The 25,884-nt window shown below is 71.8% G+C and carries 21 protein-coding genes; 3 read left to right on the top strand and 18 right to left on the bottom strand.

Annotated features, from left to right (window positions below):
• Positions 1-26 precede the first annotated feature (26 nt).
• A complete protein-coding gene (locus tag ACFWV8_RS07220) occupies positions 27-722 on the bottom strand; it encodes a cupin domain-containing protein (protein WP_384198864.1) in 696 nt (231 codons plus the stop codon).
• Between the two features lie 377 nt (positions 723-1,099).
• On the opposite strand from ACFWV8_RS07220, the gene ACFWV8_RS07215 reads away from it, so the two are divergent.
• From ACFWV8_RS07215 to ACFWV8_RS07205, 3 genes are all read left to right on the top strand, one after another.
• Positions 1,100-2,659 (top strand): hypothetical protein, encoded by a 1,560-nt coding sequence (locus ACFWV8_RS07215; protein WP_384198780.1) that lies wholly within the window; start codon positions 1,100-1,102, stop codon positions 2,657-2,659.
• Between the two features lie 68 nt (positions 2,660-2,727).
• Complete coding sequence (locus ACFWV8_RS07210) at positions 2,728-3,180, top strand: hypothetical protein (protein WP_384198863.1); 453 nt, start codon at positions 2,728-2,730, stop codon at positions 3,178-3,180.
• Between the two features lie 71 nt (positions 3,181-3,251).
• Positions 3,252-5,444: a hypothetical protein gene (locus tag ACFWV8_RS07205; protein ID WP_384198778.1), complete on the top strand. Its 2,193-nt coding sequence runs from the start codon at positions 3,252-3,254 to the stop codon at positions 5,442-5,444.
• Positions 5,445-6,080: 636 nt separating this feature from the next.
• On the opposite strand, the gene ACFWV8_RS07200 is transcribed toward ACFWV8_RS07205, so the two are convergent.
• From ACFWV8_RS07200 to ACFWV8_RS07120, 17 genes are all read right to left on the bottom strand, one after another.
• Positions 6,081-6,917 (bottom strand): HpcH/HpaI aldolase/citrate lyase family protein, encoded by an 837-nt coding sequence (locus tag ACFWV8_RS07200; RefSeq protein WP_384198776.1) that lies wholly within the window; start codon positions 6,915-6,917, stop codon positions 6,081-6,083.
• Positions 6,918-6,931: 14 nt separating this feature from the next.
• Positions 6,932-8,401 carry a dihydroorotase family protein gene (locus ACFWV8_RS07195; RefSeq protein WP_384198774.1) on the bottom strand — a complete coding sequence of 490 codons (1,470 nt, stop codon included), beginning with the start codon at positions 8,399-8,401 and terminating at the stop codon, positions 6,932-6,934.
• A 1-nt stretch (position 8,402) separates the two neighbouring features.
• Entirely contained in the window at positions 8,403-9,839 is a 1,437-nt protein-coding gene (locus ACFWV8_RS07190; RefSeq protein ID WP_384198773.1) for an MmgE/PrpD family protein, read from the bottom strand.
• Positions 9,832-10,722, bottom strand: coding sequence for a cyclase family protein (locus tag ACFWV8_RS07185; RefSeq protein WP_384198771.1), 891 nt, complete (start codon positions 10,720-10,722; stop codon positions 9,832-9,834). Before ACFWV8_RS07185 ends, ACFWV8_RS07190 begins: the two co-directional genes overlap by 8 nt.
• Before the next feature lie 121 nt (positions 10,723-10,843).
• Positions 10,844-12,094: a CaiB/BaiF CoA transferase family protein gene (locus ACFWV8_RS07180; RefSeq protein WP_384198769.1), complete on the bottom strand. Its 1,251-nt coding sequence runs from the start codon at positions 12,092-12,094 to the stop codon at positions 10,844-10,846.
• Positions 12,087-12,977, bottom strand: a complete 891-nt coding sequence (locus tag ACFWV8_RS07175; protein WP_384198767.1) for an IclR family transcriptional regulator — start codon at positions 12,975-12,977, stop codon at positions 12,087-12,089. The genes ACFWV8_RS07180 and ACFWV8_RS07175 overlap by 8 nt, the downstream gene beginning before the upstream one ends.
• A gap of 69 nt (positions 12,978-13,046) precedes the next feature.
• Complete coding sequence (locus ACFWV8_RS07170; RefSeq protein ID WP_384198765.1) at positions 13,047-14,372, bottom strand: Ohr family peroxiredoxin; 1,326 nt, start codon at positions 14,370-14,372, stop codon at positions 13,047-13,049.
• A complete protein-coding gene (locus tag ACFWV8_RS07165; protein WP_384198763.1) occupies positions 14,369-15,739 on the bottom strand; it encodes a M20/M25/M40 family metallo-hydrolase in 1,371 nt (456 codons plus the stop codon). The genes ACFWV8_RS07170 and ACFWV8_RS07165 overlap by 4 nt, the downstream gene beginning before the upstream one ends.
• A 21-nt stretch (positions 15,740-15,760) precedes the next feature.
• Positions 15,761-16,513 carry an SDR family NAD(P)-dependent oxidoreductase gene (locus ACFWV8_RS07160; RefSeq protein ID WP_384198761.1) on the bottom strand — a complete coding sequence of 251 codons (753 nt, stop codon included), beginning with the start codon at positions 16,511-16,513 and terminating at the stop codon, positions 15,761-15,763.
• Positions 16,510-17,379, bottom strand: a complete 870-nt coding sequence (locus ACFWV8_RS07155; RefSeq protein WP_384198759.1) for an ABC transporter permease — start codon at positions 17,377-17,379, stop codon at positions 16,510-16,512. The genes ACFWV8_RS07160 and ACFWV8_RS07155 overlap by 4 nt, the downstream gene beginning before the upstream one ends.
• Positions 17,380-17,391: 12 nt before the next feature.
• Complete coding sequence (locus ACFWV8_RS07150; RefSeq protein WP_384198757.1) at positions 17,392-18,222, bottom strand: ABC transporter ATP-binding protein; 831 nt, start codon at positions 18,220-18,222, stop codon at positions 17,392-17,394.
• A gap of 48 nt (positions 18,223-18,270) precedes the next feature.
• The gene (locus ACFWV8_RS07145) at positions 18,271-19,392 is read right to left on the bottom strand and encodes an ABC transporter substrate-binding protein (protein WP_384198755.1); all 1,122 of its coding nucleotides are present in this window, start codon (positions 19,390-19,392) and stop codon (positions 18,271-18,273) included.
• Positions 19,389-19,838 (bottom strand): nuclear transport factor 2 family protein, encoded by a 450-nt coding sequence (locus ACFWV8_RS07140; protein WP_384198753.1) that lies wholly within the window; start codon positions 19,836-19,838, stop codon positions 19,389-19,391. The genes ACFWV8_RS07145 and ACFWV8_RS07140 overlap by 4 nt, the downstream gene beginning before the upstream one ends.
• Entirely contained in the window at positions 19,838-20,149 is a 312-nt protein-coding gene (locus ACFWV8_RS07135) for a hypothetical protein (protein WP_384198751.1), read from the bottom strand. The genes ACFWV8_RS07140 and ACFWV8_RS07135 overlap by 1 nt, the downstream gene beginning before the upstream one ends.
• Positions 20,146-21,228 (bottom strand): class I SAM-dependent methyltransferase, encoded by a 1,083-nt coding sequence (locus tag ACFWV8_RS07130; protein ID WP_384198749.1) that lies wholly within the window; start codon positions 21,226-21,228, stop codon positions 20,146-20,148. Before ACFWV8_RS07130 ends, ACFWV8_RS07135 begins: the two co-directional genes overlap by 4 nt.
• A 101-nt stretch (positions 21,229-21,329) precedes the next feature.
• A complete protein-coding gene (locus ACFWV8_RS07125; protein ID WP_384198747.1) occupies positions 21,330-23,363 on the bottom strand; it encodes an FAD-dependent oxidoreductase in 2,034 nt (677 codons plus the stop codon).
• Positions 23,364-23,838: 475 nt separating this feature from the next.
• Positions 23,839-25,728: an ABC transporter substrate-binding protein gene (locus ACFWV8_RS07120; protein WP_384198745.1), complete on the bottom strand. Its 1,890-nt coding sequence runs from the start codon at positions 25,726-25,728 to the stop codon at positions 23,839-23,841.
• Positions 25,729-25,884 lie beyond the last annotated feature (156 nt).

Below are 25,884 nucleotides of genomic sequence, written 5' to 3'. Positions count from 1 at the left end.
GCATCGCCGCACTTCGGGCGGGTCCTTCAGACGAGGTACGTGTCGAGGCGCCCGCACATCCCGAACTTGCCGTGCGCCTCCGGCAGTCGGGCATGCACCCGCGCATCGGCGAGGTGCGACACGTCCCCCTCGGCGAGCCGGCCGAGCTGGGCGCCGGTCTGCCGCGCGGCCTCCGCCGCACCCGCCTCCCAGCGCGCCCGCCACGCGTCGAGCCTCGACCGTACCAGCGCGCCGGCCGCGCGGTGGAAGTCCAGCAGCGGCTTCTCGTCCCCGGCGTCCCACGCCGCGCGCAGCGCCGCGAAGCCCTCGACCGCCAGGTCCCGCCGGCGCCGTGCGAACGCCGCCTGCTCCGCCTCGGTGCCCTCGGGGACCCGTACGAGGCGCGCGTAGGTCTCGGGGTCGGTCAGGTGCTCGGGCGGCAGGGTCAGCACGGCGTCCCCGGCCTCGGGCAGTCCGTTGTTCTGCATCAGTACGACGATCCGCAGGCCCTCCTCGTTCACCAGCCGGTGAATGGTGCCGGGCGTGAACCACACCAGTGCGCCCGGCTCCAGCGGGGTGCTCTCGAACCCTTCGGCGGTGAGGGTCTGTACGGCGCCCCGGCCCGCCGTCACCACATACCCCTCGGAGCACGTCAGATGCAGATGCGGGGTGCCACCGTGGAGACCGTCGGCCGCCTCCCAGTCGTACACGGTCAGGTGTGACACGGCGACGGCGCCGGGCAGTCCGGGGAAACCGGCGGCTGCGTCTCCGGTGTCTGTGCCTGTGCCTACGTCTGTCTCTGCGGTTGAGGTGGTGCTGTACGTCGTCAACACTCCCCCTTCGGGGCCAGCCGAGTAAGCGCTTTCTGTCAGAACGTAGGTCCGCCCCGTACCCCTGTCAACGGCGGGTACGGGGGCCGAGCCGGAGTGCCGGTCGTGAGGATCCGCCCTGTGGGATCGTCAACTCGGCCTGGGAGATACCCTTTCACGACGACCGAAGCACAACACGAGGAACCACCGCCATCTCGGGGGCGTCCCCACATGAGGTGTCGCGGCGAGGCGGCCGGGCGTTACAACGGTGCACGTTCACGGGGAGCACCCGATTTCAGGGGGAAACAGGGTTGGCACAGGTATCACCCAGCACGGCGCAGGCGGACCCGGAGCAGAAGAAGCTGGCGGCCGAGCTGAGGACTCTCGCCGCCGAGCCCGCCTTCGAACTGCGCAGTGCTGAACTCATCGACCTCGCACAGGACCTGGAGCAGCACAAGCGCCTCGACCGCTGGGCCGACCTGGACCTGGTGCAGTCCTACGTACGCCCGGAGAGTCTGGCCCAGGCGCCGGCGGGCCGCCGCGCGGCGCTCCACACACAGCTGCGGACCGCGCTGGCGGCCAAGTCCGGAGCCAAGGTGCTCCTGCGGACGGTGCGTGACGAGCTGCGTCAACGCCCCGTGCGCGAGGGCTCCTTGGAGGCCCTGCTGGGTGTTCTGGTGTTCGTCCCGCTCCTCATCACCTGGTTCGGACTGCGGGAAGCGGTGCGCGCCTACGGTGAGTTGAGCCAGGAGAATCCCAAGGAGGCGACCAGGCCGTTCCTCCAGCTGTGGCAGACGGGCTTCGGCGGGCATCTCTCGTCGTCGGGCCGGTTCGAGAACGTGGCGCTGATGGCGGTCGTGCTGATCAGCCTGCTGGTGGTGCTCTCGGTGTGGCACGCCCGTGCGCGCTCGCGCGGCGACCGTGCGGAGGCGAAGCTGAACGGGGAGCAGGAGTATCTGCTCGGCCGGCTCGCGTCCCTGCTCACCCGGATCCAGCTGACGCTCGTACCCCACCGTGCCGCGTCTCCGCAGCAGTTCACGGCCGGTCTGAGCAAGGCCGCCACCCGGATGGAGTCGCTGGCTTCGCGCGCCGACCGCAGTCACAACTCGCTGGTCACATCGGCGAAGGCGCTGGAGGACGCGACCACTTCGCTGGAGAACGCCGCGCTCGCGCTGACGGGCGAGCTGCCGAAGCTCGGCACGGTGGCGGACCGTATCGAGGCCGCCGTACGGGGCGGTCAGGCGGCGACCATGCAGGCGGGCGCGGAGAACCAGGCCGCGGCGGGCAAGATCGCCGACCGCATCAAGTCGGCGGGCGACACGGTGGAGTCGTCGCTCAAGGCGCTCGCCGCCGCGCAGCAGACGCTGGCCACGAAGTCGGAGACGGTGGCGCAGGCCACGGAGCGCGCGTCGCAGGCGCTGGTGGACAGCGCGGGGCGCACGAACGAAGCCGTGGACGGGATGCGGGAGGCCACCGAGCGCTGGGACGCGGCGGCGGCGCACTGGCAGGACGCGGCGGCGCGGCTGGACACCGGGCTGCGCGGGCTGTCGGTGCCACGGGCCGGGTCCGGTGCGTCGCCCGACGCCGGCGGCGACCCGTTCTTCGGCCCTGCGCCGGACCCCGCGCCCGACCCGTCCACCGCGCCGACGCTTCCGGGCGGGCGCGCGAACGGGGCGGGTTTCGAGTACGACACGCCCACGGAACGGCTGTTGCTGACCGGCGCGAACGGCGGGGCGAACGGCGGGGCGGGCAACGGGAGTTCCGGCGGCGGGGCGGGTGGCGGTCCCGATGCGCCGACCACGCCCGGCATTCCCCAGCAGGGTCCGGCGGCGCGTCCGCCGTATCCGCCGCAGGACGAGGTGGGCCCGTGAGCCGTCCCGTACGCCGGGTGGGCCAACTGGCCGGACGGGTACGGCGCGGCGGGCGGCCCGGCGTCATCATGCTGGCCGGCTGGCTCTTCGCCGACCTGGTGCTGGTGCTCGCCCTGGTGTCGATGGCGGACCGGCCGGACCCGCTGGCCGCCCGCGCCACCGGCAAGCCGTCACCTTCGCGGTCCGCCTCACCCTCACCGTCGCCGACACCGACCCCTGCCGGGCCGAGATCGGTCGAGCTGAAGCCTCAGCAGATCCGGGTGAAGGGCGGCGAGACCAAGGAGATCGTCTCCCAGATCAACAAGGGCACGAAGAAATGGCCGGGGCGCACCGCAGCGCTGGTGCTGACCTTCGGTGGCAGCCAGGGCGGCACGGAGTACGCGCACCGCGTCAACTCGCTGCTCAGCAAGGCCCGTCCGGAGATGTTCTCCAAGAAGACGGCGACGGACGACTTCCACGATCTCGGCGAACCGGCGAACACGGCGATCATCCGGATCTACTTCTACACCTCGCCCGGCTGAACAGGTCGGGCCGGCGTGAAGACAGGCTGAGGACCGGCCCTGGAGCCGCGACGAACGAGAGGACCCACGGCGTGGAGCGGTGGCGGCCCGGTGCACGGGCGGAAGGCACGGACGGTGGTACGGACGCGCGGCGGCTGCCGCTGCCCGTCCTGCCGCAGTTCCCCGGGATGCGGGGCTTCGCCGACCTGGACTCGGTGATCAGCCGGCTGGGGTTCCGGCATGCCGCCGATCTGCTGCGGGGTCCGGCCGTGGAAGCCGGTACGAGCCCGTTCGCGACGCTGCCCAAGGCCGCGACGGACGACGGGTTCCGGATCCTGGACGGGCTGTGGTTCCCGGCCAGGGGACGGGCGTGGACGCGGGTGGACCTGCGCCATGTACAGGAGACGGCCGAGCGCTGGCGCACCTCGACGGATCCGCGCGCGGGTACGGCCGCGGCCCTGATGGACACGATGGAGACCGTCGTCCGGGACGATCCGATGGGGCCGCGCCGCATCGTGCTGTGGCAGGTGTGCCGCGCGCTGAAGGACAGGGCCGGGGGGCCGACGGCGGAGGCGGCGGAGGCGCTCGGTGTGCACAGCACGGACGCCGCCGCGCTGGCGTCCGCCGTCGCGGCGGGCTTTCCGGGCAAGGGGCCGGCCCGTGACGCGGCCGAGTCGGTCAACGAGGTGTGGCCCGGTGACCGGCTGCGGGAGGCGCTGCGGATCGCGGACCTCCTTCCGGCGCGTCCGGCCGACCATGTGCTCGCGAACTTCCGGACCCGGCTGAACGAGCGGGCGGCGGCCGTGGACCGACTGATGGCCGAGGCGCGGCGGCTCGGGCTGCTGGGCGAGTCGCGCGCGGCGGCGGTCTCCTGGCTCGCGGCGGTGCGGCGGGCGGCCGACGACGAGCGGGCGATGGCGGGCCTGCTCGGCGCCGCCACGCTCCTCGCGGACGAGCGGCACTCCCCCGACGCGCGGGAACCCGTCGATTCGGCGCTGCGGGTGACCGTCGAGCGGCGGGCCGTCACGCTCAGATGGACGGCCGCGCGGCTGCCGCGTGACACCGCCAGGCTCGGGGGGCCGGTGTCGTACCGGGTGCTGCGGTTCCTGGACGGGGCACCCGAGCGGACCGTCGAGGTGCCGTACCCGGACGCCTCGCTCTCGGTGCTCGATCCGGACGCCCCGATCGGCAAGCGGGTGCGGTACGCCGTACTGCCGCTGCGCCGGGGCCAGTTGGCGGGGGTGCCGCGTGTCACGGGTGCGGTGCTGCTGGTGCCGGACGTGGAGGAGGTCCGCGCGGTGCCGGTGCCCGACGGCGTACGGCTGGAGTGGCGGGCGCACCCGGCGGCCACGGCATTCAGGGCGGTGCGCTCGACGCCGCGCCGGGCGGGACAGGCGGCGGGGCCGGGGCAGCCGATGGACGGTGTGCCGGTCGACGGGCTGCTGGTGCCCGCCGGGCGCAAGGGGTTCGTGGACCGCCCGCTGCGGCCCGGAACGTATCTGTACGAGATCTCGTGCGGCTATCCGGCCGTCCCCGATCTGCCGGGCGACGGCGGGGAGTTGGTGTGGTCGCCGGGGCTGCGGGTCGCGGCGACGGCGGTCGAATGGCCTTCGCCGGTGGAGGACGTCACCGTACAGCGCCTGGAGGACGGCACGGTGACCATCGACTGGCGTCCGCCGGTGCGGGGTGACGGCCGTCTGGTGGAGTGGCCGGGGCTGCCCACGGCGACGGGTGACGATGTGTCAGGCACCCCGGCGGCGTTCTCGGCGCCGGGTGTGGGCCCGGTGACCGTAGTGCCGGAGGTGCGCACCCGGGTCCGGATGACACCGGTCAGCGTGTTGGGCGACAGGGCGGTGGCCGGATCGAGCGTCCTGGTCGAACGACCGGGCGCGGTCGAGGACTTGACGGCCCGTCGGACGGTGCCGGGCAAGGCGGAGCTGCGATTCCGCTGGCCCGAGCCCGCGGTACTGGTGCTGGTGGCGTGGGAGCAGGAGGGTCGGCGCCAGGAGATGCGGGTGGCGCGGAGCCGCTATCTGGCGGAGCAGCGCGTGGAGATCCCGCTGAACGCCCGCCCGTGCCGGATCGAGGTGACCGCGGTGCCCCGCCCGGACGCGGTCTCGATCCCGTCCGTCCCGGCGACAACGTCCCTGCCGCACCTGCCCGAGCCACCACCTCCACCGCCCCGCAACACCCGCGGGCTGGCGCTGCTGTCGTTCCCCTGGACCCCATGGACCAGCGGCGGCGCGCCGCGCGGCCGCCCGTGGTGGCGCCGCTGGCTGCGCTAGGGCGTGTTTGCCGCGCGGCGCCGGCGCCCGCCGGGCGGGGCGCGCTGCGGCCGGTTCCTGCCCTCGCAAGGCGGAAGATCGCTCTCGTACCAGGCGTAGTTGACCGACAGCGCGGCGAGCATGCGCGCCGGACGCCCCGCGCCGGACGCCACGCGTCGGACACGGCCTGGCGCGCGTCCGACGCGCCGCGCCGTCCGCCCACGGGGCGGGGCGGCCGGTGCCCTCGCAAGGCGGAGGATCGGTCTCGCACCGGGTGTACTTGGCCGACTCCGACGACGGGGCGACCGTGCCCCGGACCCCGCGCGCCAGGCGCCACGCGTCAGACACGGCCTGGCGCGCGTGCGGCGCGGGGCGGGGGATCGCTGTCCTGCTGGACGTACCTGGGCGACCGAGGACCACGCGCGCGGCGCCTCCCGTGCCCGAAGGGCTACGGGGAAGAGCGCGCGCCCGGCCGCTGTGAGCCGGGCGGGGCCTTACGGAGACCGCCCAGGCTCGTACGGGACCGGGCCCGGGTTGGTCTCACCGGGGCCGTCCGGCCCGCGTCGGCTCGCGTGCCGGACGAGGTTGTCCGGACCTCCGAGAGCAGGCGGCAGGCCCAGGTTGGTCACTGCCCCGAGCCGCCCCGCCGCGTCGGCCTCAAGCGCCGGACAGGGTTGTCCCGGTCTCGGAGAGCAGGCGGCGGGCTCGGCGGACTATCGCCTCGTCGATCAGGCGGCCCCCCTCGTCCAGCATCGCTCCGCCGGCAGCGGAATCGAAGCGGTCCACCAGGTCGCGGGCGTCGGCCAGTTCGGTGGGGGTCGGGGTGAACACCTCGTGGATCACCGGCAATTGGGCGGGATGCACACAGGTGCGCCCGCGGAAGCCCAGTCGTTTGAACGACTCCGTGCTCGCCCTCAGCGCCCCGAGGTCACCCACGTCCGTGGCGGCCGGTGCCATGGGCGGGGCGAGACCCGCCGCCGACGACGCGAGGACCACATGGGACCGGGCCCAGAGCAGTTCGGGCTCTCCCGGGCCGAGGGAGACCCCGAGTTCCGCCCGCAGATCGGCCTCCCCCAGCTGAAGACGTGCCACCCGTGGGCAGTTGGCGATACTAAGGGCCGCCAGGACGGCCGCCGCGCTCTCCAGGACCGGGCACAGCACCGCCGACGGGTCGTCCGCGAGCAGGCCGGCCACGGCTTCGATATCCTCCGGCGACTCCGTCTTCGCGACGAAGAAGCCGGTGACCCCCCTGCCCAGCAGCGCGCGTACGTCGTCGTGCCCGCGCTCCCCTGGGTTGACCCGTACCCAGATCGCGGGTCCCGCCGGCTCCGTCCCCCGCCCGGCGAGCCAGGCCGCGACCGTCGCTCTGGCCCGGTCCTTGCCCGCGAGCGGGACGGCGTCCTCCAGGTCGACGATGAGCGCGTCGGCGCCCCGGGACGGCGCCTTGGCCAGCATGTCCGGCCGGTCGCCCGGGACGTACAGCGCGGATCTCACAGCCGCTCCGTGTGTCACGGACGCGCCACCGGCCGGTGCACATAGCGGCCGGACGGTTCGCCGACGGGCTTGCCCGCCCGGAGGATCCGGCGGCCCCTCAGGAAGGTGTCGGTGACCTGTGCCGTGAGTCCGAAGCCCTCGAACGGCGTGTATTCCTGCGCCGATTCGGAGTCCGCGGCCCGTACGGTCCAGTGCGTGTCCGGGTCCACCAGACAGAAGTCCGCGTCGTGGCCCACGGCGATCGCCCCCTTGGTGCCGAGCCCGTAGCGCTGAGCGGGGTTCCAGGAGGTGAGCGCCGCTATCCGGCCGTAGGACAGACCCCGGCGGCTCCCCTCGGTGATCAGTCCCGGCAGCAGATACTCGGCGCCGCCGAAACCGGACTTGGCCAGGAACACGTCGTCCTTCGGTTCGCCGAACTTCAGCTCCTCGCGGCAGCAGGCGTGGTCGCTCACCACCCAGTCGACGGTGCCGTCCATGACGTACTCCCACAGTGCCTCGACGTCCTCACGGGGCCGCAGCGGCGGGTTGACCTTGCCGCCGAGTCCCTGCGCGGTGGTGATGTCGGCGAGCAGGTGTCCGACCGTGACCTCGCGGCGGAAGTCGATGTGCGGGAAGGCCCGCGCCATCCGGACCGCCGCGTCCACCGCCTTGCGCGAGGAGAGGTGCAGCAGGTTGATCGTCGGCAGCTCGGTCTCGTGCGCCAGATAGGCGGCGATGGAGACGGCCAGCCCTTCCGAGTGCGGTGGCCGGGACTCGTGGTAGGCGGCCAGGCCAGTCAACTCCCCCGCGTCCTCGACCAGTTTGGTGTACGCGCTCATGATTTCCGCCGTCTCGCAGTGCAGCGACAGCGAGATCTGGTCGGCGAGTTCCGGGAAGCGTTCGCGCGCCGCCTGGATGCCGCGCATCACGAACTCGAAGTGCGCGTAGTCGTAACGTTCGCCCTCCGGAGTCATCAGGAAGGAGTTCTGGTCGGCGGAACGCCCGTGCAGTCCGTGGCTGCCGTAGAACATGAAGATCTTGAACGAGCTCACCCCGAACCGCTCGATCAGATCGGGGATCTCGTCGATGTGGCCCCGGCTCATCGGCGCCAGATGGAACGCGTAGTCGATGTGGGCGCGGCCCTCGGCCGCCGCGAGCACCTCCGGGAAGAAGTCCGCGTACGGGCCGCCCTTGTTGAGGTAGTACTGCCCGGTCCGCATATAGGTGAGCGCTGTGGTCACCCCGCCCTGCGCGCCGGCCCGGCTCTCCGAACCGGCGTCCTGCGCAAGCTCGTTGTAGATGCCCCAGTGCTGGTGCGCGTCCACCACACCGGGGAAGGCGAGCCTGCCGCCGGCGTCGACCACCTCGGTGCCGGGACCGGCACCGATCTCCGGCGCCACCAGGGCGATACGGCCGTCGCGGACCGCGATGTCCGCCGCGACGGGCTCGTCCCGCTCGTGGCTGACCACCCGGGCGTTCTTCACCACAAGGTCGTAGTCGCTCATCTCACTGCCTCCCGCTGTCGCTGTCGAACTCCGCCAAAAGGCCGAGGAGTTCATGGATGTCGTCGAGCTTGTCGAGCCGCCGGGCCCGCGCCGTCACGGCGTCGGCGGTGGCCGGGGACAGCCGGCCCGCCGTGTTGTCCCGGAACTTCGTCTCCAGCTCACCGTCGGTGAGCGGACGGTCGGTGCCGCCCCGGTTGGTGAGCATCTCCGTGTGCCAGGTCCGGCCGCGGGTGTCGCGGACGGTCAGCGTGGCGGGGAACTGGTACGGGAAGCCGGCGGTGGCGCGCGCGTCCGCCACCACGTCGACCTTCGCCATCAGGGCGCGCCGCCGCGGCTCTTGGGCCAGCGTGTCGGTGTAGTCGCCGAGGCCGACGCCCAGCCCCTCGCCCGCCCCGTAGAGCGCGGCGGCCACCGCGTACGGACCGCTGAACTGGGCCTCGTATCCGTTCTCCGGCGCGCGCTTGCGCTCCAGCGGCTGGCCGATGGTCCGCAGGACCGGGGCGGGCACCCCGAGTACGGCGGACTCCACCTCTTCGGCGACCAGTCCCCGGCGGCGCAGTTCCAGGGCCGCGTCCACCGCGGTGTGGGTGAAGTGGTTGGCGGGGTAGGGCTTGAAGAAGATGCCGGGTACGGCCCAGTCGGTGCCGAGGCCGCGGGTGATCTCCTCCGGCGCGTAGACACCGTGCAGGAACGCCTGGAAGAAGCCGAACCTGCCCTCCAGCACGGTCGGCGGTCCGGTGAAGCCCCGGGCCACCAGCTGTGCCGCGGTGACGGCGGAGTGCGCCGCCCACCCGCAGTGCAGCCGTTTGACGGTGCCGCCGGTGCGGTTGGCCTCGATGATGCCGGACGCGGTGGACGCGGCGATGCCCAGCACATCCGTGAGCCCGCCCTCGTCCAGGCCGAGCAGGGTCCCTGCGGCGACGGCGCCGCCCAGCGTCCCGCAGATGGACGTCGCGTGCTGACCGTGCTCGAAGAACGTGGAGTTGCCCGCCTCCGGGTCGTAGCCGGCCATCCCGAGCCGGACGCACACCTCCAGGCCGACGGCGACGGCGCGTACGGTCTCCCGGCCGGAGGCGCCGGCCAGTTCGGCGGCGGCGAGCGCGGCGGGAACGACGGAGGCGCTGGGGTGCAGCACGGACGGCAGATGGGTGTCGTCGTAGTCCAGGGAGTGGGCGAGTACACCGTTGGCGAGCGCGGCCAGCGGGGCCGGCAGCGCCTGGGGGCCGCCGCCGACCGCGTGGGCCTGCGGGCGTCCGCCCTGCTCGGTGACGTGCGCGATGATCGCGCCGCTGGTGGGCAGGCGGTGGGCGGCGACGCACAGTCCGAGGATGTCCAGGACCCGTCGGCCGACGCTGTGGGTCACATCCTCGGGCAGCGCGTCGTACGGGGTGCCCGCGGCGAAGGCCGCCAGCTCACCGGCGAGTGTCGGCTCAGCCATCGGCCCTCCCGGTGCCCGGCCGGTCGTCTCCGACCAGCGCCAGCGGACGCACCGGTGACCCGGTGGCGCCGTACAGCGGCAGTGGCGTGAGGACGAACGTGAACTCGTACACGCGCTGTTCGGCGATCTCCTCCAGGGCCAGCGTCTCGATGATGTAGATGCCGGACTCCACCAGGAGCACCCGGTGCGCGGGCAGCACGCTGTGTCCCTGGCCGGGCGCCAGCCGTTCGAAGGCGATGGTGTCGGCGCCCGCCGCGTGGACCCGCCGGGCGGCCAGCAGGCGCGCGCCCGCCTCCGAGATCCCCGGCACACCGGACTCCCCTCCTGTATAGGTCCGGGTGTCGGGGTCGTTGAAGTGGCGTCCCCAGCCGCTGCGGATCAGCACCACGTCACCTTCGCCGATCTCGGTGCCCTGCCGCCGCTCGGCCGCTTCGAGATCGGCCGGGGTGATCTCGTAACCCGGCGGGCAGCACTCGTCGCCGCGCAGGGCGGGGATGTCGAGCAGGACGCCGCGGCGGACCATGGGCTCGATGGTGTGGACTCCGTGGTCGGCGTAGACGCCGCCGGCTCCCGCCTCCACCGCGTCGACTCCGCCGTGCAGCAGGCCGTTGTGGGAGACATGCGCGAGCGCGTCGATATGGGTGCCCACATGTGTGCCCATCACGAGCATGTCGTTGGCGGCCGAGCCCCCGTCGGATCTGGTCCGGTCTCCGTGGCGGCGCGGCAGGGTGTGCCAGTACGCCGGGTGGTTGGGGGACTGCGGCATGCCGATGAACATCGGCCGCGCCAGGTCGTAGGCCCGTACGCCGTCCCGCAGCGCGTCCAGGAGGCGGTCCCTGCCCGGTCGGGCCAGCGGGCCCGACGATGTCGTGGTGCTGCTCACTGGAGTATCCGTTTCTGGTCGAAGTGCGGCTCCCGGCACGGGGCCGGGTACGTCGTGCGGTCGTTGGCGGCCGGGGTGGTCCTTGGCGGCCGGGTCGGCCGGTCCGGTCCTCCCCATGGGTTCAGGCGACGGTGCGTTCCTCGCGGAGCCGCGCCACCTCGGCGGGGTCCAGGCCGAGTTCGTCCACCAGGACGCTCTCCGTGTCCGCCCCCAGGGACCGGCCGGTGAAGCGGATCGATCCCGGCGACCGGGACATGCGCCACATGACGTTGTGCATCAGCAGCGGTCCGAGGTCGTCGTCAGCCACCTCGGTGATCATCCCGGTCTCCCGGATGTGCTCGTCCGCGACGATGTCGCGGGCGTCGTAGACGGGCGCCACCGCCGCGCCGGCCGCCGTGAACTCCTCGATCACCTTGTTCCGGGTACGGGCCGCGATCCAGTCGCCGACCATGCCGTCGAGGAGGTCGGCGTGCGCGGCCCGGCCGCCCCCGGACGCGAACCACGGCTCGTCGATGACCTCCGGGTGGCCGACGAGGCGCAGTACACGCTCGGCGATGACCTGGGCGCTGGTGGACACCGCGACCCAGTGGCCGTCGGAGGTGAGATAGGTGTTGCGTGGCGCGTTGTTGGTGGAGCGGTTGCCGTGCCGCCGTTCCACCAGGCCGAGTTGGTCGTAGACCGTGGGCGAGGGACCGACCGCGGTCATCAGCGGCTCCAGCAGGCTCATGTCCACGACCTGGCCTCGGCGGTGCGGGTCGCGTTCCCGGGCGAAGAGGGCCATGGCCGCCGCCGACGAAGCGGCGATCCCGCAGAGGCTGTCGGCGAGCCCGAACGCCGGCAGGGTGGGCGGCCCGTCGTCAGCCCCGGTCAGATGGGCGAAGCCGCTCATGGCCTCGGCCAGGGTGCCGAATCCGGCCCGGCCCGCGTAGGGGCCGGTCTGTCCGAAGCCGGTGATCCGGACGATGACGAGACCCGGGTTGACGCGGTGCAGTTCCTTGGGGCCGAGGCCCCAGCGTTCCAGTGTGCCGGGGCGGAAGTTCTCGACCAGGACGTCGGCACGGGCGATCAGGGAGCGGAAGATCTTCGCGCCCCGGGGGACGGAGAGACTGAGGCCGACCGTGCGCTTGTTCCGGGATATCTCCTTCCACCACAGGGCGTGGCCGTCCTTGGTGTGGCCGTGCCCGCGCATGCCGTCGCCGGCGACGGGATGCTCGATCTTGATGACGTCCGCGCCGTAGTCGCCCAGCAGTTGGGCGCAGAGCGGGCCGGCGAGGATGGTCGAGGCGTCGATGACCAGCAGTCCGTGGAGAGGTCCCGGCGGGGCCGCCGGGACCTCGGCGGAGCCCTCCGCCGGGGCGGTCGGGTCACTCATGGTGCTCCTCTCGTGGGACGGCGGACAGACCTGCCCGCCCGTTCTGCCGCGGTACGGGCGTCACACCCGCCGTGCCGCCCGCCGGGCTCCGGTGCCCGGCGCCCAGATCGGCGGAGACCGCCGCCGCCGCCCTGGCCACCGCTTCGCCCAGCCGTTCCTGGCTGCTGCCGTCGCCGTCGAACATCGCCTTGGTGCCGCAGACCGACAGCGAGGCGACCACCTGTCCGGTGGCCCCGTGCACGGCGGCGGCGACGCTGGCCGCCTCGGTCTGCCGCTCCCCGTAACTGGCCGCGTAGCCAAGCCTCCTGATCCGGGCGATCTCCTCCCTGAGCAGGTCGGCGGAGGTGATCGTGGCCGCCGTGACCCTGTCCAGCTCGTGGTGGCCGATGTAGTCCTCCACCTCCGAGTCGGGCAGCGCCGCGAGGATCGCCTTGGACGACGACCCGGCGTGCAGCGGATGGCTGGTGCCGAGCGCGACGGACATCCGGATCTCGTGGCGGGAGAGCACCTGGTCGACGTAGACGCGGGACCAGCCCTGGCGCACGGACAGGGTGCTCGTCTGGCCGGTCAGCTCGGACAGGGTCGCGAGATGACGGTGCGCGACAGCGGGTATGTCCAGCTCACGCATGGCGGCCAGGCCGATGTTCAGGGCCCCGGGGCCGAGTCCGTAGAGCTTGGTGTCCTCGTCGAAGCGCAGGAACTGACCCGACACCAGTTCCCGCAGGATGCGGTAGGCCACCGCTTTGGACAGACCGGTCTCCCGGGCGATCGTCGACACCCCGTGCTTCTGCGGCGAACGGCCGATGGCGTCGATGACCGCCAGGGCGCGGGCGATGCCCGATCGGGGCTGGTCCGGGTGGGCGAGGCTGTCCTCGGTGGTCATGGGGTCCTCTGTCGTGTCGTGGCCGCCGGCGCGGCCGGGTGGGGGGACGGGGGCAAGGGAACAAGCCGCTCAGCCTTTCCCTGTCACCTGTGTGGACACCGGTATGTTGCCGCGTATCGCGTTGGCGTAGGGACAGATCAGGTCGGCGTCCGCGACCAGTTCGGTCAGCTCGTCGGCCGGTACGCCGGGGTCGCTGACGTGCAGCGCGACGGCGAGACCGTAGCGGTCGGGGCCTGAGCCGCCCGTGGACGCGGTGGTGCCCAGGGTGACCGAGGCGGTGACCGTCGTCGCGGCGAGCGCGGTACGGCGCCGGCGCGCCGCCACGTCCAGTGCGCTGCGGAAGCAGGCGGCGAAACCGGCGGCGAAGAGTTCTTCCGGGTCGCTGCCCGGATCTCCGTCGGCACGGTCTGCCGGGCGGGAGAGCGGCAGGTCCAGTGCGCCGGTCAGGGAGTGGACCCGGCCCGCCCGGCCGCCCTCGGCCTCGACCGTCGCCGTGTACAAGGACTTCGACAGCGGTACGGGGGCGGTGCCCCGGCCTCGCGCGCCGGCCGCGCTTGCCCCGCCGGACTCGCCGGACTCGCCGTCGGCGTGGGCCCGTACGTGGGCGGCGAGCGCGGACGCGAACTCCTCCGGCTGTTCCTCCGCGACGAAGTCCGTGCCGCCGGGGATCACCGTCAGGGGCGCGTCCGGGAAGGCGGCCTGGACCTCCTTGTTCATCCGGTTGAGCACGTCGTCGCCGCCGTGCAGCAGCAGGGTGGGGATGCCGGCGAGGGCCGCCGTGTCGAGACGGTGGGCGAAGACCGCCCGGTAGGCCACCGCGTAGTCGGGGCCGACGCTGAGGTATTCGGCGACCTGGCGGCTGGCGGACTCCGCGCCGATCGTCGGGTACAGCCACCGCACACGGTCCCAGATCACCCGCAGATGGCCGCCGTCATCGGCGGGTGTGTAACCGGGCGCGTACGAGGCGGACTTCTCGGCCCGTTCCTCGTCGGAGTAGAGCGGGATGCCCTGGAAGACCAGTCCGCGGACCCGTCGACGCTGTTGCAGCGCGGCCTCGGCGGCCACGATCGCCCCGGTGTGCTGGCCCAGCAGATGGACGCTGTCCAGGCCGATCGCGTCGGCGATCTGCCAGACGGCCCGCGCGTACTCCGGTATCGACCAGGGCCCGGGAGCCGCGTCCGACATCCCGAATCCGGGGGTGTCCACGGCCACGGCCCGTACGCCCCTGGCCGCCAGCGGGGCCAGGGCGGGCTCGTAGGTGGCCGAGGAGAGCGGCGACTGATGCAGCATCAGGACCACCGGGGCGTCCTGGTCACCGGCGTGCCGGTAGTGGACCCGGCCCCACGGCAGGGTGACGTAGTCGCGGTGGGCGGAGCCCCGCAGATGGGTGGTCATCGGTTCTCCTCCGTCGCGGCCAGGGCGGCCATCACCTCGATGACGTGCTTGACGCCCGTGCGGTAGTCCTCCAGGAGGATGTGTTCGTCGGGGCCGTCGATCCCGGCGTCCGCGCGGGACACGCCGACACCGACGATGGAGTGGCCGCCCAGGGCGCCCTGGTTGCCGATCCACTGGGTGAAGGGCTCGACCATCGGTTCGGTGCCGTACGCCCGCCGGGCGGCGTCGGCCACCAGCGCGACGAACGGGTCCCGGTGGTCGGTGAGATGGGGACGGCTGGCGGCCATGATCTCCAGAGAGACATCACCGAATCCGTGCTCCACCAGGTGCTTGCGCAGGATGGTGAAGACCTTCTGCGGGTCCTGGCCGGCGATCAGCCGAATCTCGATCTTGGCGGTCGCGGTGGCGGGCAGCCCGAGGGTGATGTCGTCGCGGGTGTCGCCGCCCTCGATCCCGGTGACGGTGAGGGTGGGCCTGGTGCGGATGGCGATGGCGGCCTCGGTGTCGTCGAGACCGCCGACGAAGGAGTCGACTCCGGCCCGCTCCCGCAGAAAGGCTCCGTCGAAGGGCAGTTGACGCAGCAGTTCGAGCTCGTCCTCGGTCGGCTGCCGCGCGCCGTCGGCGAATCCGTCGACCGTGACCGTGCCGTCCGGCCGTTGGAGGGTGCTGAGCGCGGCGGCGAGGCGGGCGGTGGCCGTCGGCAGCAACGCGGTGTTCTGGCTGGTCAGTTCGCGGCTGAGGGTGGTGGCGGTCAGCCGGAGGTAGAGGACGCCCTTCTCACCGAGTTTGAGGAGCGGGCGGCCCTGGCCGTCGACCCAGGAGTTCTCCCACAGCGCCCCGTCGGAAGCGAGCCGGTCGCGGTGGGCGGCGACGAACGAGTCCAGGCCGGGGCTGTGCAGCCACTTCTTGCCTTCCATGATGAAACGGCTGGTGACCGGGGCCTCCAGGCCGGCCAGCCGCCACGCGGCGGCGGCGTGCACCCGGGAGAGCAGCGCCCCCTTGTCGTCGGCGACGCCCCGGGCGTACAGCTTTCCGTCGCGTACGTCCGCCGCGTACGGCGGGCTGGTCCAGGCGTCGTCGTCGCCGGTGGGCTCGACCTCGACGTCGTAGTGGTTGAAGTGCAGCAGGGACCGCCGGCCGCCGGGTATCTCGCCGAGGACGTAGGGGTGTGACTCCTGCCAGGGGATGACTTCGGCGCTGCCGCCCCAGCGCGCGAGGGAACCGGCGAGGAAGTCGGCCGTGGCACGCATCTGGTCCGCCTCCTGGCGGCGGCTGCGGATGCGGCAGAGGTCACGGAGTTCGGTCACGAAGGTGTCGAAGTGGGTGTCGACCGCGTCGAGTGCGGCGGAGAGGTCCGGTTCGGGCATCGGTTCTTCTCTTCCTTCTTGTCAGTGGATCGTGGCGCCGCCGTCGACGAACAGGGTGTGGCCGGTGGTCATCGCCGCCGCGGGGCTGAGCAGATGGGCGACCGCGTTGGCCACGTCGTCCCGGCCTGCCATGCGCCCCAGCGGAATGGAGGCGAGCTTGTCCCGGAGGTAGTCGGCGTCGCCTCGGACGTCCGCCGTCATGTCGGTGCTCACGATGGTCGGGGCGACGGCGTTGACCCTGATCCCGTCGGGTGCCCACTCCAGGGCGAGGACCCTGGCCATGTGCATCACGGCCGCCTTGCTGACGCAGTAGCCGAGCGAGTCGCGGACCGCGATCCGGCCGTTGGTGGAGCCGATGTTGACGACACTGGCCGAACCGGCGGCCTTCAGCGCCGGGTGGGCGGCGCGGGTGACCCGGAAGGTACCGGAGAGGTTGACGTCCACGACGGTGGTGAAGTCGTCGTCGGTCATGTCCGCCGCCGGTCCTCTGCGGACGATTCCGGCGTTGTTCACCAGGTGGTCGAGACGGCCGTGCGCCGCGAGCACCTCCGCGAGAAGTTCCTCGCAGGACGCCGTGGAGCGGACGTCGACACGGTGGCGGGTGTGACCGTCCCCGTCCGGCCCGGCGGGCTCCCAGTCGGCGGGAGCCGCCAGGTCCGCGCGGGCGACCCGGCAGCCGAGTGAGGCCAGCCTGCGGGCCACGGCCGCGCCGATGCCGCGTGCCGCTCCGGTGACCAGCGCGACATGGCCGTCGAGCCGGACGGGGTCGGTCATGACGCGATCACCCGGTTCTCCTCGGACCAGAAGGCGAGCCGGCGCTGGGCGAAGCGGATGACGAAGTGCGCCAGCAGGCCGAGCACCGACAGGACGAGCAGCACCGCGAACATGCCGGCGATGTCGAAGTTGTAGTTCGTCTGGAGCAGCAGATAGCCGAGGCCCTCCTTGGCACCGATGAACTCGCCGACGACGGCGCCGAGGATCGCGAACACGATCCCGATGTCGAGCCCGGCGAAGATGAACGGCAGCGCGTTGGGGAGCTGGACCATCCGGAACACCTGGGCCCGGCTCGCGCCGAACACGGTCAGCATCTGGATCCGGTCGGCGTCCGCCGACCGCAGCCCCTCGATCACGTTGACGAGCACCGGGAAGAACGAGATGACCGCGGCCATCACGACTTTGCTGGTCATGCCGAAGCCGAACCAGACGACGAACAGCGGGGCGAGTGCCACCTTCGGCACGGTCTGGAACGCCACGATGTAGGGCATGAAGGTGCGTTCGATGATCCGTACCTGGCTGATCGCGGTACCGAGGATCATCGCGGCGCTCACACCGAGCAGGAAGCCGAGCACGGACTCCTGGAGCGTGACCCTGAAGTGGGACCAGAACAGTGGGTCGTTGAGCTGTGTCCACAGCGCGTCCGCGATCTGCGAGGGGCGCGGCAGGACGTACTCGTCGATCCCGAGCGGCCTGATGGCGTACTCCCACACCAGGACGACCAGCACGAACACGCCGGGGACCAGGATGAATTCGGGACGCTCGCGCAGATCGGGCAGGCGCGGCAGGCGGCGTCCGCGTTTCGGCGGACCCGGGTCGGTGTCCGACGGTGAGGTGCCGGCGGTGCCGGTCTTGGTGATCGTCATCGGAGGGCCTCCTCAGCCCATCACGCCGGTGGCGTGGAAATGGCGGCGGATGCGGTCCACGTACACCCCGGCCCGGTCGGAGGCCATCACGCCGAGGTCGCGCGGCCGTTCCAGATCGATGTCCACGACCTCGGCGATCCGTCCGGGCCGGGGGGTGAGCACGATGACCCGGTCCGAGAGGAAGACCGCCTCGGGAATGGAGTGGGTGACGAAGACGATGGTCTGGCCGCTCTCCCGCCAGATGCGCAGGAGTTCGACGTTCATGTACTCGCGGGTCATGGCGTCGAGGGCACCGAACGGCTCGTCCATGAGCAGTACCGCCGGATCGTGCACCAACGCCCGGCAGATACCGGCTCGTTGCTGCATGCCGCCGCTCAGCTCGTGCGGGTACTTGCCCTCGAATCCGTCGAGGCCGACCATGTTCAGCAGCCGGCGGGCCTGTTCTCGGTAGCGCGCCCGGTCCAGCCGCTGGACCTCCACGGGCACCATCACGTTCTCCAGGATGGTGCGCCAGGGCAGCAGCGTCGCCGCCTGGAAGACCATGCCGATCTCCGGCAGCGGCCCCGTCACCTCGCGCCCCGCCACGCGCACCGTGCCCGCGGTCTTGGGAATGAGGCCGGCGAGGATCTTGAGCATCGTGGTCTTGCCGCAGCCGGAGGGGCCGACGACGGAGACGAACTCCCCCCGCCGTACCTGGAAATCGATGTCCGACAGGGCCCGGGTCGGTTCCGACCTGCGGGGGCGGTACAGCTTCTCCAGTCCGGCCACCTCGATCCAGGCCGTCTCGTCAGCCGTGGGGGCCGGTGCGGCCGCCTGTCGGCGGCCGAGTGTTCTGATGGCCATGCTGGCGTCCTTAACTCTCGGTCCGTTTCCGGTCGGTGCTGGTCGGTGCTACTCGGTGGCCGTCCCGGCCTTCTGCGCGCGGGCGACGACGGCCGCGGAGTCGAAGTCGTTCGCGTCCTTGAGGAGGCTGTCGTCCCAGACGTCGTCCATCTGGACGTCCTTGGTGATCTGTCCGGACTCCTTGGTGTACGTTTCGGTCTTCAGCCACTCCTGGTCGCTGATGGCACCCCAGTCGGCGAAGTCCTCGGGGTTCCCGCTGCTGGGGGTGGCCGACTTCATCCAGGTTTCGAAGATCTTGGTGTCGCCGGCGATGCGGTCGTCGGCCGACTTGCCGGCGAGGACCTGGGGGAAGACCTTGTATCCGTCCCTCATCGCCGCCTCCGGGTTGACCGCCGAGAAGAGCATCGACTGGTACGAGGCCCGCAGGAACCGGACGAGTTCGTCCCGGCGTTTGTCGAGCGTGTCGTCGCGCACCGCGAAGGTGATGGAGCGGATGCCCTGGAACATGTCCGGGTTGTCGAGGTAGCGGTAGGTCGTGCCGGTGTTCTCGATCGTGGTGTACGCCTGGGTGTAGAGGGCGAGCACGTCGACCTTGCCGTCCTTGAGGGTTGAGGCGGCCTGCGCGCCCACGCCCACCGGGAGCAGTTCGACGTCCTTCTCGTCCAGTCCTGCGTTCGCCGCGTACGCCCTCGCGTAGATCGCCGATCCCGAGGCGAGGGAGATCACGCCGATCTTCTTGCCCTTGAGGTCGGCCGCGGTCTTGATGTCGCTGCCGGGCGGAACGGCCATCACCCAGGGCCAGTTCTGCACCAGTCCGCCGATCGCCTTGACCGGTACGCCCTTCTCCCGGGCCGCGAGGATCGCGCCGACGTCGGCCGCGGTGATGTCGGCGCTGCCGGACGCGACGGCCTGGAGCGCGGCCACCGAGCCGTCCGCGTTGGAGGTCTTGACCTTGATCCGCTCCTTGTCGAGGAAGCCCTCCTCCTTGCCGACGGCATAGGTGGCGACCTCTTCCTTGGGACCGATCACGGCCGATGCGATGGAGAACTCGATCGTCGCCGTGCCGTTCTTCTCCTTGCTGGAGGAGGCCGATCCGCCACCGCAGGCGGCGGTGGCAGAGAGTGCGGCGACGGCGAGCGCCGCGCAGCCGATTCGTAGGGAACGCTTCATGTCCGACACCTCGTTCGGATCGGTGGGTCTGAGGGTGCGCCGATGGCGGTGGAGCGGGATGTTCCGGTGAGAGCGAGATCGTTGTAGACGTGCTGTTCGGCGATGAGGCCGTCCTGGACGACGAAGACGTCCGCGTAGCGGATGCCTTCGAAAGGGCTGCCCGCGAGGTCTTCCCCGTAGAGCGTGCCGAGGGAGGTGACGGCGGTGGCACCCGAGCCGTCGGGCAGCGGGGCGGCGAAGTACCGCTCGCGCCGTTTGCGCACCCAGCGGTAGTCGCCGCGGGCGCTGGCCGCCATCGCGGCGAGCGAGGCGTGCCGCCGGCCGCCGGGGAAGACCAGGACCACGCCCGGGGCCAGCAGATCCGCCGCGGCCTCCAGGTCCCGGTCCTCGCACAGCCGCAGATAGCGGTCCACCAGGGCGGTGGGCTGCTCGGGCCGGGCGTCCATCAGCCGGCCCGTCTTGTCAGGAGCTCTTCCCACTGGTCGCGCAGCGGGTGCTCGGCGGGTCCCGCCTCGGAGAGGATGCTGACGAGACGGCCCAGCATCTCCTCCCGTCCGCGGTCGAGGAGTTGCTGCTCGGCGGGCTCGGGGAGGAAGGAGTCCAACTCCCCTTGTTTCAGCGTGCCGTTCCTGACCAGCAGCGCCTCCAGGGCGATGGTCCGCTGGGCGGTGACATGGACGTCGGTGCTGAGTTGCAGGACCAGGTCGAGCAGTTTGCCGATGCGCGGGTCCTTGAAGTAGTCGAACTCGTCACTCATCGTTCCTCCGGCTTGTTCGCCGCCAGTACGGCCCAGGGAAAGTGCCATTCGCGACGGTCGCCCCAGCCGTCCTCGCGGACGCCGTCGTTGCGCTCGTCGAAGGGGGCCCAGGAGGCGCCGGTCAGCCCGGCCTCCCGGCACATCGCGAGCAGGTCGGACCCGAAGAGGTCGTGGAAGAAGGGCTCGTTGTTCCGTTCGGCGTGCTCGAAGACGGTGGCGTCGCGGAACGGGTCGCCGGTCGGCTGGAACTCCAGGAAGCGGAGCGCCCCGCCGGGCTTCAGGAGCCGCACGGCCTCCTGGATGGTCTCGCGGACCGCGTCGGACGGCATCTCGTGCAGCACCATCGTCCCGGTGACGACGTCGCAGGACCCGGACTCCAGTCCGGTCGCGCGGCCGTCGGCCTGGCGGTAGCTGAGGGTGAGGCCCTCGGCGGCTGCCTCGGCGTGTGCCAGGCGCAGGCCCGGTGCCGCGAGGTCGACCCCGATGATCTCCGCGCCGGGGTACTTGCCCGCGAGCGGCCGGGTGCTCTTGCCGAAGCCGCAGCCGATGTCCACGACCCGTTCGGCGGAGGGGAGTTCGGGGAGTGCCGTCTGCGCGAACAGCTTGTGGAACTTGTAGCCGTCGTTGTCGCGCAGCATCACGATGCGGGCGCCGAACTCGTAGACGTAGGCGGACATGTCGTCGGAGTAGAAGCCGCCGGGCTGGATGTGGATGTCGAAGTCCGTGTACCAGGAGGGCAGTTCGACGGACGAGTTGAGGGTGAGGGTGCCCGCGCCGTCCGCCGTGGCCTCGGCCAGTTGCTCGGTGAGCTGTGCGCGGCGGCTGAGCACCGCCTCGCCGGCCGCCTTCCACAGCATCTTCTGCTGGACCCGCTCAAGATGGCTGAACCACGGGTAGAGGCTGAGCTCGTGGAGCCGGTTCGCCGCCCGCTCGACGGTGTCCGCCGGCGGCTCCCCGTCCGCGGCGTACTCCCGCGTCAGCGCGGGATAGACGGTGTTGGCCCACTGCTTGCGCAGGGCCAGGATGTAGTCGACACGGGAGCGCTCGTCGAGCGTCAGCCGGTCCTCGATATCGATCATGACGACTCCTTCTCGGTACGTGTGCGGCGGAGCTTCGCGGTACGCGGAACGGGTGGAGTGGTGCGGTGATAGCTGCTGCGGGGGTGCGGTGGTGGTGCTGTTCAGTGGGCGGGGACGGCGGCGGCGCCGGCGGCGGCCAGGGTTCCGGCGCCGCTCGCCGCACTGGAGAGAAACGTTCCTGCGATGCGTCCCTCGTAGATGGCTTCGAGCGCGGTGCGTGGCGCGTTGGCGTCTCCCACGACCAGCACAGGTGGCGCGTCGGGGTGTCCGTCGAGCGCGCGGTAGAGGTCGTCGGCCGCGGTCGGCAGGCCCGCGTCGACAACGGCGGTGACGCCGTGGAGCTCCTCGGTGTCGCCGTTCAGGGTGTCCCGCAGAGTGACCCGGTGGCCGACGGCGTCCACGACCGTACGCAGGGGGCGGGCCTTCACCCCCAGGGCGCCCAGCCGCCCGGTGAGGCCGAGCCTGGAGTAGGTGGTGATACGCGGGAAGAGCGCAGCCGACGGGGTCACCAGGTGTACGGCGGCCCCCTCGCGCGCCAGGCACTCGGTGAGCGACGCGGCCGGCCAGTCGCCGCCGTCGTCGCGGATCACCACCGTGCCGCGCAGAGCTGACGGTATGTCAGAGCGCTTGGCGGAGAGTGCGGCTACCGCCTGCCAGAGGTCGAACACCTCGGGTCCCAGGGGGAGTTCGCGCCTTCGGGGCAGCGATCCGGTTGCCAGGATCACCCCGTCGCAGCCCTCGTGCCGTCCCCCGGGCAGCAGGTCGGCCGCGACGACGCGTTCGCCGGTCCGTACGGTCACTCCGGCGCGGGTGAGGTCCCGGGCGAGTTCGTCGGTCATCAGGGTCAGCCGCTCCCGGCCCGGTACGGATCCGGCGCGGACGATCTGGCCGCCGAGGTGGTCGGCGGCCTCGATCAGGGTCACCTCGTGACCGGCCCGCCGGGCGGACAGGGCGGCCTCCATCCCCGCCGGTCCCCCGCCGACGACCATGACCCGCCGGGCGGGGGCCGGTCCGGCGAGGCGTACGGCGTTCCACTCGTGCTCCGCCCCGACCTCGGGATTCACCACGCAGGAGATCGGCAGGCTCGCCTCCAGCCGTCCCACGCACCCCTGGTTGCAGGCGAGGCAGGACCGGATCTCGTGCGCGCGGCCGTCCAGTGTCTTGCGGACCAGATGGGGGTCGGCGATATGCGGCCGGGCGAGCCCCACGAGGTCGGCCGCACCCTCCTCGACCAGCACCGCCGCCTCGGCCAGGCTGTCCAGCCGGCAGACGGCGAGCACGGGCAGACCCGGAAACGCCTCCTTGAACAGGGCCGCGTGGTGCCGGAACGGCGCGTGCCCGAAGCTCATGTCGGCCATCTGCGTGGCCAGTGAGGTACTGCCGTGGTACGCGGAGTGGCTCACATGGACGTACGCGAGCGGGTGTTCGGCGCGCAGTTCGCCGACGGCGGCCATGACCTCGGCCGGTCCCAGGCCGCCCGGCAGGAATTCGTCGGCGCTCACCCTGATGCCCAGCGGCAGGTCCGGGGCGCGCTCACGTACCCGCTCCAGAACCTCCCGGACGAGCCGGAGCCGGTTCTCCTCGCTGCCGCCGTAGCGGTCGGTGCGCCGGTTGGTGAAGGGAGAGAGGAACTGCTGGAGCAGATGACCGTGGCCGAGGTGGATCTCGACACCGTCGAATCCGGCCTCGCCCATCCGGCGGGCCGCCTCACCGAAGGCTTCGACGACCACCGCTATGTCGCTGGGTCCCATGGCGTGGGGTATCGCGGCGCCCGCCGCCCAGGGCACGTCCATCGGTGCCCATGCGGCCGTGCGGGTGGCGTCGCCGTTCGCCTGCCGGCCCGCGTGCATGAGCTGCGCGAAGACCAGGGCGCCGTGTGCGTGGACGGCTTCGGCGACCGCCGCGTAGGCGGGCACCGAGGTGTCGTCGAAACAGCCGAGGCTGATGTGGCGCCCCGCGCTGGTGGGGTGGACCCGTACCGCTTCGGTGATGATCAACCCGACACCACCCCGCGCCCGTTCGGCGTGGTAGTGCGCATGGCGCCGGGTCGGATGATTCGCGTGGCCGAAGTTCGTCGTGTGCCCCGGAACGAACACACGATTGCGTACGTCGAGGCCACCTATACGGAATGGCATGATTAGTTGCTCTATGCCTGCGTTCTTCACCACGACTCCTCGGGTGGTTCCACACAGCCAAGCCGGAAGACGTTCCAGTGAGCGAAACGCTGTTGCTTTGGCCGGAACAATAGGAGTCGGGCGCGGAGCGAGTCAATGGATGACAAGAAAGTTTTTGGACATGGCTGTGCCGGATGCACGAGCCGGGGCGCGGTACACCGAGGTTCGGGGAGCAATGCCCGGTACGGCAGCGGGAGTTCACGCTGCGGGTGTGCCCAGTACCGCACGCGAACGGCGAACGCGCCGAGGTCGCGCTGACGATGAACCCGCAGCGGCGCGGTACGGTCGGCGACCGGCCCTTTTCCACAACGACGCGACGATCGACGCCGGTTGGACCGGGGCCGCCGCCGGAGCACGCTCTTCCCCGGCCGTCACAGCTGTGCCGTGCGGGTGCCGGACCAGAGGGTCTCCTCGGTTTCCCGGGCCCTCCGAGCCGTCACCTGGTGCGGGCCCGGACTCCCCTGACGTAGGCACCCGGCGGTGTCCCGGTGCGGGCACCCGCACCCGTGGCGTACCACGGCGGAAGCTGGAAACGGCCGTCGCAGTACGGGGTCGGCGAGAGGATGCGCTGACGGCCGTCCTGGATCTGGTAGACGAGGTGGGCCTGCCCGATGGACGGATCGGGAGTCATCTCCGGGTAGGCCAGCGCGGCCTGGCCCGGGTCCGCCAGGTAGTAGGCGCCGTTGACGCCCCGGTGGATCGTCGCACGGATGGCCTTGGCCACGCGGCGGTGGTCACGTGGGTCGTCGACCTGGGACCACGCGCCGGCGATCATCCGGGCCCTGTCGTAGGCGATGCCGGCGTGCGAGCGGCCGGGGGAAACGCCGTGCAGGGAGCGGTAGCGGGCCGCGAAGGACCGGCCCAGGTGGTCGGAGTAGGTGCCCGTGACCGTGGCCCACAGCAGGCCCTCGGAGAGCGGGCCGAGCTCTTGGCGGAAGCTCGGGATGGAGGGCGTGTAGAGGAGATAGGGGAGGATCGGCGGACCGTCGTACAGCAGCTCTCGCAAGAAGGCCAGACTGCCCGGCATGAAGTAGTGCCCGACCAGGACGGCAGCAGGTGCGGCGGCCCGTACCTGGCGGGCGATCTGCTGCCAGGCCGCGTCGGACATGCCCACCTCGGACACCGTCTCCAAGGTCCAGCCGCCCGCCTCCACGGCCGCCGACATCTCGCTGCGGCCCAGATCCCCCAGCGGCCACATGCCCTGGACCACCATCAGCCGGTTCGATTCCGGAGACCAGCCACCGCTGTCCCGCAGCGAGGTGAGGAAGCGCACGAAACCGGGCCCGTAGCGGGTGTCGCTGGGACAGACCTGGAAGATTCCGCCGTAGCGCTCGGGGTCCTCGGCCACCCGGGAGACCATCGAGTCCAGCGCCGCCGCGTGCAGATACGGGCGGCCGTAGTCGGCGGCGATCTCGTGGGCCACGTCCTGCGGACCGATGTAGCCGGAGGTGAGCGCGTCCACCTCCTGCTCGACGAGTTCAGTGAACGCCGCCTGCACGGCCGACGGCACGGTCACGTCGAAGTCGGCGGTCACCAGTTCGATACGGCGGCCCGAGATGCCCCCCTGGTCGTTGATCTCCTCCAGGGCCAGTCGGGTGGCGAGCAGCATCTCGCGCCCGTCGGCGGCGGCCGGGCCGGTCAATGGCAGGGCCGCGCCCAGCATCAGCGGACGGCGGCGCAGCGAGCGCGTGGGACCCGGCACGGGAGAGGGGACGGGCGCGCCGCCCCGGGCCGCGGTGGCGATCCTGCCGAGCCCGAGCCGCTCGAACGCCGTGTCCCCGCCGGGGAAGGGCAGCCGTACCAGCCCTTGGTCGAGAGCGAGCGCCGCCGCGGCGGCCCGCCCCGACAGATGGAGCTTCGTCAGCAGCCGGTCCACATGGGTAGTGACGGTTCGTGGGCTGGTGAAGAGCCGCTCCGCTATCTCGTTGTTGGTGAGCCCGGCGACGATGAGGGTGAGCACGTCCAGCTCGCGCAGGGTCAGTCCGTACGGCGACGGGTGGCACGGCTCCACCAGGACCCGGCCCATCGGATTGCCGCGAGGGTCGGTGAACGGGTCGACCCAGACCCTGACGAGGGTACGGGCCGTGCCGTCCGTCCACATGAAGCCGCTGCGCCCAGCTTCGGTGCGCAGACAGGCCACGACGAGACCGGCGAGTTCGGGATGCTCACGCAGGAAGGCCACCGCCGGGCCGGGGCCGGGTGCCGCGCCTGGCCGGCTGTCCTCGGCCGCCTCCACGGTGCCGTCGGCGAGCATGATCGCGGAGGCGGGAAGCGGGAGCGCGTCTTTGGCGGGCCAAGAGGGTGCGGTTCGTTTCCGAGCGGACACAGGCGTCATCTCCTGTCCCTTGGTACGCGGCCCGCCGCGTGAGTTCGGGCGGCCACCGCTGACCGGGCCCATCATGCCCAGGTACCTGCGGATACGACAGAGTTACGTGTAACGAACGAGTAAGGAATCATTTGTGTTCACTGTCAGGGTTTCCGG

The sequence above is a fragment of the Streptomyces sp. NPDC058665 genome, from assembly GCF_042714995.1.
GTDB lineage: Bacteria > Actinomycetota > Actinomycetes > Streptomycetales > Streptomycetaceae > Streptomyces.
The sequence above is the reverse complement of the archived record's forward strand: the minus strand, read 5'-3'. Positions and strand labels throughout refer to the sequence as shown.

Excerpts from the sequence above, each read along its gene's own strand:
- ACFWV8_RS07135 (WP_384198751.1), bottom strand. The coding sequence starts at position 20,149 with ATGAGTGACGAGTTCGACTACTTCAAGGACCCGCGCATCGGCAAACTG.
- ACFWV8_RS07165 (WP_384198763.1), bottom strand. The coding sequence starts at position 15,739 with ATGCCCGAACCGGACCTCTCCGCCGCACTCGACGCGGTCGACACCCAC.
- ACFWV8_RS07140 (WP_384198753.1), bottom strand. The coding sequence starts at position 19,838 with ATGGACGCCCGGCCCGAGCAGCCCACCGCCCTGGTGGACCGCTATCTG.
- ACFWV8_RS07160 (WP_384198761.1), bottom strand. The coding sequence starts at position 16,513 with ATGACCGACCCCGTCCGGCTCGACGGCCATGTCGCGCTGGTCACCGGA.
- ACFWV8_RS07125 (WP_384198747.1), bottom strand. The coding sequence starts at position 23,363 with ATGCCATTCCGTATAGGTGGCCTCGACGTACGCAATCGTGTGTTCGTT.
- ACFWV8_RS07180 (WP_384198769.1), bottom strand. The coding sequence starts at position 12,094 with ATGAGTGACCCGACCGCCCCGGCGGAGGGCTCCGCCGAGGTCCCGGCG.
- ACFWV8_RS07210 (WP_384198863.1), top strand. The coding sequence starts at position 2,728 with ATGCTGGCCGGCTGGCTCTTCGCCGACCTGGTGCTGGTGCTCGCCCTG.
- ACFWV8_RS07155 (WP_384198759.1), bottom strand. The coding sequence starts at position 17,379 with ATGACGATCACCAAGACCGGCACCGCCGGCACCTCACCGTCGGACACC.
- ACFWV8_RS07170 (WP_384198765.1), bottom strand. The coding sequence starts at position 14,372 with ATGACCACCCATCTGCGGGGCTCCGCCCACCGCGACTACGTCACCCTG.
- ACFWV8_RS07190 (WP_384198773.1), bottom strand. The coding sequence starts at position 9,839 with ATGGCTGAGCCGACACTCGCCGGTGAGCTGGCGGCCTTCGCCGCGGGC.
- ACFWV8_RS07130 (WP_384198749.1), bottom strand. The coding sequence starts at position 21,228 with ATGATCGATATCGAGGACCGGCTGACGCTCGACGAGCGCTCCCGTGTC.
- ACFWV8_RS07145 (WP_384198755.1), bottom strand. The coding sequence starts at position 19,392 with ATGAAGCGTTCCCTACGAATCGGCTGCGCGGCGCTCGCCGTCGCCGCA.
- ACFWV8_RS07195 (WP_384198774.1), bottom strand. The coding sequence starts at position 8,401 with ATGAGCGACTACGACCTTGTGGTGAAGAACGCCCGGGTGGTCAGCCAC.
- ACFWV8_RS07175 (WP_384198767.1), bottom strand. The coding sequence starts at position 12,977 with ATGACCACCGAGGACAGCCTCGCCCACCCGGACCAGCCCCGATCGGGC.
- ACFWV8_RS07150 (WP_384198757.1), bottom strand. The coding sequence starts at position 18,222 with ATGGCCATCAGAACACTCGGCCGCCGACAGGCGGCCGCACCGGCCCCC.